We start from the raw sequence: 12983 nt of genomic DNA, 5'->3' as shown, positions 1-12983 counted from the left end.
AAAATGATGGGGAAGTTAAGGATGGAGTTTGAAAAATATTTTTTTAACACCAAATGAAATCGATTTCATTTGAAAGTGGAATTTATGATGAATTTTCGAGCTTTTCTCCATCTTCAAGCGTTAAAAAGTGCAGGGGTTGAAAGTATTTGTCTCATCGCTAAATAGCAGCTGAAACAAAGGAAAAAGCCATGAAGTAAGAGGATAGAACCTCATATATCACATTAAATGAAATCGATTTCATCTAAAAATATGAAAAAAGGGTAGAAAAATCAATCTGATGGTGATTAATTTCAGAAGATAAGGTAGGAAGGTATATGAAAACGATAAGGTTAACAACGAGTCAAGCTTTAGTAAAATTTCTAAATCAGCAATATGTAGAGTTTGATGGAAAAAAAGAGCGCTTCATCAAAGGAGTATTCACCATTTTTGGACATGGAAATGTGGTTGGGATCGGGCAAGCGCTGCAGGAAAACCCAGGCGAGCTTGAAGTGTATCAAGGCAGAAACGAGCAGGGAATGGCTCATGCTGCAGTAGCCTTTGCAAAACAAAAACATCGAAAGCAAATCATGGCCTGCTCTTCTTCCGTTGGTCCAGGCTCAGCGAATATGGTTACATCGGCTGCGACAGCTACTGCAAACAATATTCCGGTGCTGCTTTTGCCAAGCGATGTGTTTGCCACTCGCCAGCCTGACCCGGTTCTTCAACAAATTGAACAAACGCATGATTTATCTCTTTCTACAAATGATGCTTTCCGGTCCGTCAGCAAGTACTGGGATCGAGTCAGCCGTCCAGAACAGCTGATGTCGGCTATGATCAATGCGATGCGTGTATTAACAGATCCGGCAGATACAGGAGCCGTTACAATCGCGCTGCCGCAGGATGTACAAGGGGAAGCGTGGGATTTTCCAGAAAGTTTCTTCCGTGAGCGTACCCATCTTATTGAACGCCGCGAGCCTTCGCAAGAAAGTATTAGAAATGCAGTGAAGCTGATTAAATCAAAGAAAAAGCCTCTTCTTATTTTAGGCGGCGGCGTTCGTTATTCAGAGGCTGCGAATGCATTTGCTGCATTTGCTGAAAAGTTTCATATTCCATTTAGCGAAACGCAAGCTGGAAAAAGCGGTCTTGAAAGTAATCATCCTTTAAATTTAGGAGGAGTTGGCGTAACGGGTAACAGCGCTGCTAATAAAATAGCGCAATCAGCGGATTTAATTATTGGCGTGGGTACACGTTTTACAGATTTTACGACTTCTTCAAAGCTGTTTTACGCTGAGACGGATGTATTAACCATTAACATTTCTGAATTTCACGCATCAAAATTGGAGGCTACTAAAATTGTCGCGGATGCCAAAGTGGGTCTTGAAGCTCTTTCGTCTGCATTAGAAGGCTATAAATCAGGCTATGAAACTGAAATTGAAGAAGCTAAATCAGAGTGGAATCAAGAGCTGACTCGTTTAAAAAATATTGCATACACAGGCGAAGAATTTATTCCGGAAATTAAAGGGCATTTTGATCAAAGCCTGTCGGAGTATAAAGATAGCCTAAGCACCGAACTTGTCCAAACGACTGTGCTTGGTAAAGTAAACGAACTAATTGCACCTGATTCTATTATTACATGTGCAGCGGGAAGCCTCCCGGGTGACCTTCAGCGCATGTGGATCTCAAATGAACGTAATACGTATCATCTTGAATATGGATATTCATGTATGGGCTATGAAATTGCTTCTGCCTTGGGCGCTAAGATGGCTGAGCCGGATAAAGAAGTGTATGCAATGGTAGGAGACGGAAGCTACTTAATGCTTCATAGTGAGCTGGTAACGAGCATTCAAGAAGGAATTAAAATAAATATTGTTCTTTTTGATAATTCCGGCTTTGGCTGCATTAACAACTTGCAGATGGATAATGGAATTGAAAGCTTTGGCACAGAATTCCGCGTTCGTAATCCACGGACGGGGCAGCTTGATGGAGATATTATGCGCATCAACTTTGCTCAATCTGGAGCTGCGTACGGAGCAAAAACATACGAAGTGTATACGATGGAAGAGCTTGAATATGCCATTGAAGATTCAAAAAAGCAAAGTGTTAGTACACTGATTGACATTAAAGTTCTTCCAAAAACAATGACGGACGGCTACGATTCCTGGTGGCATGTAGGAGTAGCAGCCGTATCTGAAAGCTCAGACGTTCAAACGGCGTTTGAAGGCAAAGAAAATCAGTTGCAAAAAGCAAGAAAATATTAAGCTCTTAAAAAACTAGAAGCTTTAGCTTACTCGGTTAAAGAGTGTCCCTAGCATAAACACGTTAAAAAATAAGACATAGAAAGGTGTGGAAAGTAATGGCTGATTTAATCGTACCAACAAAAACAGCTGACAGTGATGGAAACGTACTAAGCATCACGCCGGAATCTGCAGGATGGGAGTACATTGGCTTTGACGTTTACTCATTAAAAAAAGGTCAGAAGCTTAAAAAGAACACGGAAAATCAAGAGATTTGTATTGTGATTTTAACCGGTAAGTCCAACGTTTCTACAAAAGAAGAGAAATGGGAAAACATTGGACAGCGAATGAATATCTTTGAAAAAATCCCTCCGTACTCCGTATATGTATCAAATGATGATCACTATGAAGTAGAAGCTGTAACCGACTTAGAAATTGCGGTGTGCGCAGCGCCTGGAAAAGGTACATACCCTGCTCGTTTAATTGCGCCGCAGGATGTGGGCGTAGAGCATCGCGGAGCAGGAAATATCGCGAGACAAGTCCATAACATTCTTCCAGAACAAAAGCCGGCCGATAGTCTGCTAGTAGTGGAAGTGTTTACGCCGGAAGGAAACTGGTCAAGCTATCCTCCTCATAAGCACGATCAAGACAACTTGCCGCACGAATCGTATTTAGAGGAAACGTATTATCATAAAGTCAACCCAGGACATGGATTTGCGATTCAACGAGTATATACGGACGATCAATCTTTAGACGAAACAATGGTCATTAAAGATGGAGATGCAGTCTTGGTTCCTAAAGGCTATCACCCGGTATCTGCGCCTCCAGGTTATGAAGTTTATTATTTGAACGTCATGGCTGGTCCTGTGCGAACATGGAAATTTAATAATAGCAAAGATCATGAATGGATTATGGAAGAAAAATTAGCATTAAAGTAAGGAGACGACGCGAGTATGAGTTATTTAACATTTGATTCACAAAAGCGATTTGACCTTCTTGCAGTAGGAAGGCTTTGCATCGACTTAAATGCAAATGAATTTAATCGCCCGATGGAAGAAACGATGACGTTTACAAAATACGTAGGAGGATCTCCTGCTAATATCGCCATTGGTCTTTCTAGGCTTGGAATGAAGACAGGCTTTATTGGAAAAGTGTCAAATGACCAAATGGGCCGCTTCAGCACTAGATATTTAAACCAAAATAACATTAACACTGAAGGTATTGTAGTTGATCAAACAGGGGCCGTAACGGGACTCGCCTTTACTGAAATTAAAAGTCCTGAAGAGTGCAGCATCCTGATGTACCGTGATAATGTGGCAGACTTAAAGCTTGATCCAACAGAAGTTTCTGAAGAGTATATTAAGCAATCAAAAGCGCTGCTTATCTCTGGAACGGCTCTTGCTAAAAGTCCTTCAAGAGAAGCTGTGTTTCTTGCTCTTGAATACGCGAGAAAACATAGCGTAGTTGTATTATTTGATGTCGACTACCGTCCGTATACGTGGGAGTCAGAAGCTGAGACTGCCGTCTACTATAATTTAGCGGCTGAAAAATCAGACGTGATTATCGGTACGCGAGAAGAATTCGATATGATGGAAAAGCTTTTAAATTATGAAGAATCAAATGATCAAGTTACAGCTGAACGATGGTTTTCTCATCATGCTAAGATTGTCGTAATCAAGCATGGAGGAGAAGGGTCGATTGCTTATACAAAAGACGGCCAGTCTCATCGAGGCGGCATCTTTAAAACGAAAGTGCTCAAAACATTTGGAGCTGGCGACTCCTACGCATCTGCCTTTATCTACGGGTTAATGCAAGGGTTTACAATTCCTGAAGCGATGAGATTTGGCGGTGCTTCTGCTTCTATCGTTATTTCAAAACACAGTTCTTCAGATGCGATGCCAACTGTAGAAGAAATTAAGCAGTTTATGGATACAGCGGAAGAAGTTCTGCAACAAGCGTAATCAAAAATTGAGAGGAGAATGAACATGACACAAACAACAGTAAAAACAGTAAAAAACTATATTGGCGGCGAATGGGTGGATTCATCTACAAGTCTAACAGAACCAGTTTATAACCCTGCAACGGGTGAAGTCATTGCAGAGGTGCCTCTTTCAACAAAAGAAGATGTAGATCAAGCGGTACAAGCTGCGAATGAAGCCTTCAAAGGATGGGCAAAAACAGCCGTGCCAAAACGTGCGCGTATTCTATTTAAATATCAGCAGCTATTAGTAGATAACTGGGACGAATTAGCGAAGCTTGTGACGCTTGAAAACGGAAAAAGCTTTAACGAAGCGCGCGGCGAAGTACAGCGCGGAATTGAATGCGTAGAATTTGCAGCAGGTGCTCCTACGTTAATGATGGGAAAACAGCTTCCTGATATTGCAACTGGCATTGAGTCTGGCATGTATCGTTATCCAATCGGTGTTATTGGCGGGATCACGCCGTTCAACTTCCCGATGATGGTTCCTTGCTGGATGTTCCCTCTTGCAATTGCTTGCGGTAATACATTTGTATTAAAGCCGTCTGAACGCACGCCGCTTTTAGCTGCAAGATTAGTAGAATTATTTGAAGAAGCTGGATTGCCAAAAGGCGTATTAAACATTGTAAACGGCGCGCATGATGTGGTAAATGGCCTTCTTGAACATAAATTAGTGAAAGCAATTTCGTTTGTAGGTTCACAGCCAGTAGCTGAATATGTGTATAAAAAAGGTACGGAAAACTTAAAGCGTGTTCAAGCATTAGCCGGTGCTAAAAACCATTCAATTGTATTAAATGATGCAGATTTGAACGTAGCAACAAAACAAATTATCGGAGCCGCTTTCGGATCAGCAGGTGAACGCTGCATGGCAGCATCTGTCGTAACGGTGCAAGAAGACGTGGCAGATGAATTAATTTCACGACTCGTTCAAGAGTCAAACAACATCGTAATCGGAAACGGATTAGAAAAAGATGTTTTCTTAGGACCGGTTATTCGCGAAAACCATAAAGAACGTACGCTCAGCTATATTGAATCTGGCATAGAAGAAGGAGCTCGCTTAGTTCGTGACGGCCGTGAAGATCATGCGGTAAAAGAGAACGGCTATTTTGTTGGACCAACTATTTTTGATAACGTTACACAAGAAATGAAAATCTGGCAAGACGAAATCTTTGCACCGGTGCTTTCTATCGTGCGTGTAAAAACGTTAGAAGAAGCAATTGACGTTGCCAATAACTCTCGATTCGCAAACGGAGCTTGTATCTATACAGACAGCGGCGCAAGCGTACGCGAGTTCCGTGAAAATATTGAGTCAGGCATGCTAGGAGTGAATGTAGGGGTGCCGGCACCTATGGCGTTCTTCCCATTCTCAGGCTGGAAAGACTCTTTCTACGGCGATCTCCATGCCAACGGTACGGACGGCGTAGAGTTTTATACAAGAAAGAAAATGGTTACGGCACGCTACTAAGAATTCACTTATCGTACTATGGGATGCTAGCGACATTTGCTAGTACCCTGTAGTACAATCTAATAAAAAAATAAAAGTCGGTTTTTTCGTAGTAACAAAATGGAAGTGATTAGTTGAGCGCTACAAGTACCGTCAAAGATAAGTATCTTTTTGCAGCTGTTTCGTTTATCTTTTGGTTCTCGCAGTTTATTTACGTACCTATTTTGTCTCCTTATATGGAAGGGCTAGGAGGCAAGTATGCCTTTATTGGTTTAGTGTTAAGCAGCTATGGACTCATGCAGCTGTTATGTCGCCTTCCGCTCGGGATCTTTTCAGACTTTGTGAAAATGAGAAAACCGTTTGTTATCTTCGGCATGATAGCCAGCATGTCAAGCTGCCTGCTATTTTCGTTGACCGACAGCTTAATAGGCGTGTTTATATCACGCTGCTTGGCTGGATTGGCAGCGGGAACGTGGGTTGCCTTTACGATTTTATATTCAAGCTACTTTGAACGTGAAAAAACCACTCGTGCTATGAATATTATCTCATTTATAGTGGTTTTGGCTCAGCTTTTGGGTATGAGTTTAAGCGGTTACATTGTAAGTGAGTGGGGATGGCACGCTCCGTTTTGGATAGGGACGGTCTTGAGTGTAATAGGCGCTATTCTTTCTCTTTTCATTTACGAGCCTAAAGAGAACGTAAAGAGATCGCCTATAAAGCTTAAAGAATTAATGAGCGTAATAAAAGAGCCGTCACTATTAAAAATTTCGCTGCTGTCTATTTTAGCACACAGCATTATTTTCACGACCATGTTTGGTTTTACTCCTGCGTACGCCTTAAGCGCAGGATTTAAAGAGAGCGAGCTGAGTTTGATTGTTTTTTCCTTTATGATCCCTCATGCAGCTGCTCCTCTTATTATGGAAAAGCTATTTGTTTGGCGATTTGGAAAATGGAGCATCTTGAAGGCCGCATTTTTTCTGGCTGCATTCTTTACCTGTATGATTCCTATGACGGAAAATAAACTTTTGCTTTGTATCATTCAAAGTGTGAACGGTTTTTCATTAGGATTAGTGTTTCCTCTTATGCTAGGAATGTCTATTGAAAGAATAGCTGTAGAAAAAAGAGCTACGGCGATGGGAGGCTACCAAGCGCTGTATGCGTTAGGAATATTCGGAGGTCCTTTTGCTGCAGGAATATTAAATTCTTGGATGGGACTTAAAGCAGGCTTCTTTTTTGCAGCAGCCTTAGGGTTAACCGCTACTGCTTTTGCAGCAGCATGGGATAAAAAACCATCGTCATATAAAATCTTTAAAGCAAAATAAAACGTATGGAAGCAAGCATCTATTTCTATTTTTAAAGCTCACATATTAAAGGAGGCCATAGATTATGGTGTTGAAAATTGGTGTTATTGGAACAGGAGCAATCGGACAAGATCATATTAGAAGAATTACAAATACGTTATCAGGGGGCAAAATTGTTGCGGTTACGGATGTAAATCAAGAACAAGCAAAAGCTATTGTAAAAAATCAAAACTTGGATGCCGTTATTTACGATGATGGACATGAGTTAATTAAATCAGAAGAAGTAGATGCAGTTGTTGTGACTTCTTGGGGGCCGACGCACGAAGAGTTTGTACTGGCAGCGATTCAAGCTGGAAAACCTGTATTTTGCGAAAAGCCGCTTGCTACCACGGCAGAAGGCTGCAAAAGAATCGTTGACGCTGAAATTACACACGGCAAGCCATTGGTGCAAGTTGGCTATATGCGCCGCTACGATACAGGGTATCGCGCTTTAAAGAAAGTGATTGAAAGCGGGCAAATTGGTGAAGCACTAATGGTTCACTGCGCACACAGAAACCCTACGGTACCTGATACATACACGGGCGATATGTCAATCGTTGATACATTCATCCATGAAATTGACGTTTTGCGCTGGTTATTAAATGACGATTATGTATCGGTTCAAATCGTGGCGCCGCGAAAAACGAGCAAGGCACTTGAACATCTGCAAGATCCAATTATGGTGCTGCTTGAAACGAAGCAAGGCGTTCGAATTGATGCTGAGGTTTTTGTAAACTGCCAGTACGGCTATGATATTCAATGTCAAGTAGTAGGAGAAACAGGAATCGCTAATTTACCTGAACCTTCAAGCGTCGTGTTGCGCAGTGAAGCAAAAAAATCTACTGAAATTTTAGTAGATTGGAAAGATCGATTCATTGACTCTTATGATACAGAGCTTCAAGACTGGATTAACTCAACGCTTAAAGGCGAAGTGAATGGACCAACTGCTTGGGATGGTTACGTTGCGGCCGTTACTTCAGATGCTTGCTTAGAAGCAAAAAAATCAGGAAACATTGTTCCTATTTCGTTAGGCGAACGTCCTGATTTCTATCATAAAACATTAACCGCAGCAGGCAAACTGTAAGCATAAAAACGTTTTGTTTACAACACAGCTTAATTAAAACTTAGGGGATGGACACGTCTGGTGTGCATAAAAGAAAGGGGAGTTTTACATTGCGTTTAGCATATGATCCGTCACATTACCGTGACAATACAAGTTTAAAAGATACGATTGATACAGTTGCAAGATTAGGTTATGAATACGTAGAGTTATCTCCGCGCAAAGATTTTATTTGGTTTTATGAATACCCAAAAGTTGATAAACAGCGTATAAAAGACTTAAAAAGATACTGTGCCGATGCTGGGGTGAAAATTTCTTCTGTACTTCCGGTGCAGCAGTGGTCTTCACCAAATGAGCAGGAGCGTGAAGCGGCAGTAAGAAACTGGAAGCGTACAATTGAAATTACTTCTGAGCTGGAAGTAGATTTAATGAACAGTGAATTCAGCGGCGACAAGAGCCGGCCTGTTGAAAGCGAAGCGGCTTTTGTTAAATCGATGGAAGAGCTGATGCCAATTTTTGAAAAAGAAGGAATTAAGCTTAACCTCCAATCGCATCCAAATGATTTTATTGAGTTAAACACAGAAGCTATTGCAATGATTCGTGCGCTGGATAAAGACTGGATTAAATTAGTTTATTCTGTCCCTCATGCTTTCTTTTATGACGATGGCATTGGCGATGTAGCAAAGCATATTGATGAAGCAGGTGATTTGCTTGCACACGTTCTGATTGCTGATACGCTTAACCATAAAGCAGCGTTTGGACTGCGCTATATTGTAAATCCGCCTGATGCGAAGGTAACGATTCACCAGCATTTAAATCCTGGTGAAGGAGAAATTGATTTTGACGCACTGTATCGCAAATTAAGAGAAATTAAATTTGACGGCATCGTAACAAACTCTGTATTTGCCTACCCTGATCGACCGGAATGGTCAAACGAAGTAACGTTAAAGTCAATTAGAGAAGGATTAAATATTAAAGAAAGTCTAAACATTTAACGTGATTGACTGAAGTGATGCGAAGCATAAAAAGATATGTTTTGCATCACTTTTCATGGTTTATGCTTGAAAGAAGATCAGAACTTGTGGGCATAGCTAGTTTAAAATAGTCTTAATTGTTCTATTCGGCCCCCACCATGATGATAAAGAGAGGCTTTATTATGCTAGTAATGTATAATAAAGATAGATGCAAAACGGATAGAACTTTTTATTATAAAATGTTAATTACTACAGATAAAGGTGAGTGAACGTATGTCAGTTAAAATGAGTGATGTGGCCAAACTAGCTAATGTAGCTCCAGCTACTGTCTCGCGAGTTCTTAGTCAGCCCCACCTAGTAAGCAAAGAAACGCAGGAAAAAGTTTTAAAAGCCATTGAAGAATTAAATTATCAGCCCCATATCATCGCAAGACAGTTCAGAAAAAAAGAAACAAAAACCATTTTAGTAGTTGTTCCTGATATTACCCACCCGTTTTTTTCTGAAGTTCTTAAAGGAATTCAGCATACGGCCATTAAAAGCGGCTACCGAGTAATTTTAGGAGATACAGAAAACGACATTGAGCGAGAAGGAGAGTTTGTTGATTTATTATTCCAAAAGCAAGCGGACGGCATGATCCTTCTAACAGCCCGCATGAATAAAGACAGAATTGAACAAGTCTCCAGACAGTTCCCTACGGTTCTTGCGTGCGAGTATATTGATGGCTTAGATATTTCTACCGTATCTATTGATAATATTAGCGGGGCACGAAAAATAACGGAGCATTTAATAAGCCTTGGGCATACCAAAATTGCGCATATCACTGGTCCTATGAATGTTATCTTAAGCCGTGATCGATTAAAAGGGTACCGCCAAGCGATGATTAGTCACGATTTACCCGTGGATTCCGCTTTTATTCAAGAAGGAGATTTTAGCTTAGAGTCCGGTTATCATCAAATGATTCGCTTATTATCGTTAGAACAACGGCCAACTTCCGTATTTGTTTTTAACGATGAAATGGCGATAGGAGCGATAAAAGCCGCAAAAGACAGCGGGTTAAAAGTGCCTGAAGACATAGCTGTAGTAGGGTTTGATAACTCAAAAATGTCGGATATCATTGAACCTCATATTACAACAATTGAGCAGCCTAAATATGAAATTGGAAAAAAAGCGATGGAATTATTGCTTGGATTAATGAGCGGAAAAGCGTTAGAACAAAAAAAGTTTGTATTAAAAGATGAACTAATTGTACGCGAGTCTTGCGGAAGTAAATCTACAGTAAAAAATTTTATCCAGCTTGAAGGCTCAGCTAAGAAAATTAACTAGTGCTGTTTAAATGCTATGATGTTTTTTGCTGAGAAGTAAACAAGAGAAGCCATCAACTTTGTCTTTTCTTGTTTACAGCAAAGCGGAATTGATAATTTGATAAAAAAAAGAAGGTGACTTTAGTGAGGATTACGGGAACGGTATTCAAAAAAAGAACATATCCAAAGCATAACTATAAAAGAATGGATCACCTTTCTTTTTTAGAGGTGAAAGATAACATCTCCTTTGATGGTGATGTGCTGAAAATCCTTCCTGTTCTTAGTAAAAAATCAATGGAATGCTGGAATATCGGAGATGAAATTGATGTGGAAGGTGAAATGAAGTATATTCGCATCATTACTTCATTAGGAAAACTCAGTCTGCTGCCTGTTCCGGTGTTTATCGTCAAAACAATTAAAGAAATAAAACCTTCTTCGATAACTAGCTAAGTTGTCAGATATAAAACTGCTGTTCATTATCATAAATCAGGTGTAGATTTTAATACGTATTGAATTCTGAAATTTCTTATAAATTACAGGTTCCTTCAGATAAGAAGGAGGTGGAGCATGTGACAGCTAATCTTATCGCAGGGAAAATTTCTTTAAATGAACGTGTCCATCGTACACAAGGAAACGGAGTGTCTTTTCATGTTCACTACTGGGGAGTTATGCCCAAGCACTATGATAATGTCCCTCATAAGCATTCTTTCTTTGAGGTGTGTTACGTACTTGAAGGGAAGGGAACTTATATAGACGATGGGCGTCCCTATCTGATAAAAGAAAATACAATATTCCTTTCAAGGCCCGGGGTATTACACCACATAAAAAGCGATACTGGTCTTTTTCTCTTGTATGTAGGCTTTGACCTGATTGAATCGGAATCAACTGAAAAGTGCATCACACTAATAGAAGAAGCTAAACGATGTTCTAGAGTAGTGATAGATGTAAAAGAAGATGGAACTGCTCCGTTCATTTGGAAGTCTCTTTTGAACCATGCAACAAAAAGTGAAGGTATCTTTTTTGAAGAAATACTGACAAATTTAGCTCATTCTCTTATTGTTTCGCTCATAAATACTTTTGTTTTCCCTTTAAATTACCATCATCAGAAAGCTGTTCAAAAGACATCTTCTTTAACCCTTAATCTTGCAAAATTATATATTAAAGATAATCTAGCCAATTCTATTAAACTTACGGATACAGCGACTCATTTACATCTATCTAGCCGGCATCTGTCTCGTCTATTTAAAACTGAATTAGGTGTCAGCTACTCGGAATATGTACAAAATGAAAGAATTCAAAGAGCTGCGATACTGCTCAAAACCACTGATTTATCGATTAGAGATATTGCTCAAGAAACAGGGTTTCCAGACGTTCACTACTTTACGCGTGTTTTTACTGCTTCGATGCGCAGCTCGCCAGGACGTTTTCGTTCTCTATATACAAAATTAAAAACAACTGCATATAAAGATTAGCCAACTCTTCTTTGCTTACGGTCATGTGTCACAAGCAGAGGAGAGTTATTTTTATTGAATAAAATTAACCTGGATTCAAAAATGTCCTGAAAAGATAAAAAGCAGTCTTCTTAAAACAAAGACGGTTAAGATTCAAGATTATATAATACAGCTATACTTTATAGAAGTTGAATAAAAGCGTTTACAATTAGTGTTTTTAGCTTGTTGAGATTAAAAGCTGCAGACGAGTTTTTTAGGAGGAGAAGACGATGAAATTATCTTATGTAACAGACAGTTTAGGACATTTGCCTTTTGAAGAAATGTTAGATGTAATCGCAGAGATGGGAATCAATACGATCGAAATGACCACAGGGGGTTGGTCGCCGGCACCCCATTTGAAACTAAATGAATTAGTAGAAAGTGATGATAAGAGAAGTGAATTTTTACACGCATTAGAAAAGCGTAACGTCAAGCTTTGTGCGTTAAATTGTTCTGGAAATCCTTTAGATCCAGGTGAACTGGGAAGAGAACATCGGGAAGTAACGGATAAGACGTTTGAACTGGCAAAATTATTAGGTATAAAGAAAGTGATCATGATGAGCGGATTACCAGCTGGAAGTTCTGAAGACAAAATTCCAAACTGGATTACCTATACGGTAAGCTGGCCACCAGTGTTAAAAGATATCTTAGATTATCAGTGGAATGAAGTAGCCATCCCCTACTGGAAAGAACTCGTTAGGAAAGCTGAAGCCTGCGGTATCGAAAAAATCGCTCTTGAAAACTTCAGCTCTCAACTAGTCTATAACCCTGAAACGTTATTTAAACTTCGTAATGCGGTGGGACCTATCGTAGGATTAAATTTAGATCCAAGCCACTTAATCTGGATGGGCGCGGATCCGATTTTGTCAGCTAGAGAACTAGGAGCAGCCATTCACCATGTTCATGGAAAAGACGTGCGCCTTGAGCGACATCTATCAGGAGTAAACGGAGTGATGGAAACAAAAGAAGTGACGGATGTAGCAAATAGAGCCTGGAATTACGTGGCCGTAGGCTGTGGTCAAGATTTACAGTGGTGGAAAGAGTTTTTCTCCGTTGTTAAGATGATGGGCTATGATGAAGAAGTTTCTTTAGAAATGGAAGATTTAACGATGTCAGTTGAAGCAGGGTTTCGAACTTCAGTTGAGGCATTAAAACAAACGCTTAGCTTTTAATTTAAAGGAAT

Annotated in this window: 11 protein-coding genes; all 11 read left to right on the top strand. The window is 40.0% G+C overall.

What is annotated here, in order from left to right; translation table 11 throughout:
• Positions 1-314: 314 nt before the first annotated feature.
• The 11 genes from iolD (at position 315) to ACN6NE_RS01435 (ending at position 12972) form a co-directional block, all read left to right on the top strand.
• Entirely contained in the window at positions 315-2237 is a 1923-nt protein-coding gene (iolD, locus tag ACN6NE_RS01485) for a 3D-(3,5/4)-trihydroxycyclohexane-1,2-dione acylhydrolase (decyclizing) (protein WP_129703218.1), read from the top strand.
• Between the two features lie 95 nt (positions 2238-2332).
• Complete coding sequence (gene iolB / locus ACN6NE_RS01480) at positions 2333-3151, top strand: 5-deoxy-glucuronate isomerase (RefSeq protein ID WP_129703216.1); 819 nt, start codon at positions 2333-2335, stop codon at positions 3149-3151.
• Positions 3152-3166: 15 nt separating this feature from the next.
• Positions 3167-4174 (top strand): 5-dehydro-2-deoxygluconokinase, encoded by a 1008-nt coding sequence (iolC, locus tag ACN6NE_RS01475; RefSeq protein WP_129703214.1) that lies wholly within the window; start codon positions 3167-3169, stop codon positions 4172-4174.
• A gap of 24 nt (positions 4175-4198) precedes the next feature.
• The gene (locus tag ACN6NE_RS01470) at positions 4199-5656 is read left to right on the top strand and encodes a CoA-acylating methylmalonate-semialdehyde dehydrogenase (RefSeq protein WP_129703212.1); all 1458 of its coding nucleotides are present in this window, start codon (positions 4199-4201) and stop codon (positions 5654-5656) included.
• Positions 5657-5769: 113 nt separating this feature from the next.
• Positions 5770-6957 carry an MFS transporter gene (locus tag ACN6NE_RS01465; RefSeq protein ID WP_474324185.1) on the top strand — a complete coding sequence of 396 codons (1188 nt, stop codon included), beginning with the start codon at positions 5770-5772 and terminating at the stop codon, positions 6955-6957.
• A 64-nt stretch (positions 6958-7021) separates the two neighbouring features.
• Positions 7022-8059 (top strand): bifunctional inositol 2-dehydrogenase/D-chiro-inositol 1-dehydrogenase, encoded by a 1038-nt coding sequence (iolG, locus tag ACN6NE_RS01460; RefSeq protein WP_129703209.1) that lies wholly within the window; start codon positions 7022-7024, stop codon positions 8057-8059.
• An 89-nt stretch (positions 8060-8148) separates the two neighbouring features.
• Complete coding sequence (locus ACN6NE_RS01455; RefSeq protein ID WP_129703207.1) at positions 8149-9030, top strand: sugar phosphate isomerase/epimerase family protein; 882 nt, start codon at positions 8149-8151, stop codon at positions 9028-9030.
• A 252-nt stretch (positions 9031-9282) separates the two neighbouring features.
• Complete coding sequence (locus ACN6NE_RS01450) at positions 9283-10332, top strand: LacI family DNA-binding transcriptional regulator (protein ID WP_474324183.1); 1050 nt, start codon at positions 9283-9285, stop codon at positions 10330-10332.
• 122 nt (positions 10333-10454) lie between these two features.
• Positions 10455-10760: a hypothetical protein gene (locus ACN6NE_RS01445; RefSeq protein WP_129703203.1), complete on the top strand. Its 306-nt coding sequence runs from the start codon at positions 10455-10457 to the stop codon at positions 10758-10760.
• A gap of 119 nt (positions 10761-10879) precedes the next feature.
• Entirely contained in the window at positions 10880-11782 is a 903-nt protein-coding gene (locus ACN6NE_RS01440) for an AraC family transcriptional regulator (RefSeq protein ID WP_129703201.1), read from the top strand.
• 248 nt (positions 11783-12030) lie between these two features.
• Positions 12031-12972: a sugar phosphate isomerase/epimerase family protein gene (locus ACN6NE_RS01435; RefSeq protein ID WP_129703199.1), complete on the top strand. Its 942-nt coding sequence runs from the start codon at positions 12031-12033 to the stop codon at positions 12970-12972.
• Positions 12973-12983: the final 11 nt, after the last annotated feature.

It is taken from the genome of Priestia sp. 53B2, from assembly GCF_056099005.1.
This window is presented reverse-complemented; position numbering and strand designations above follow the sequence as displayed.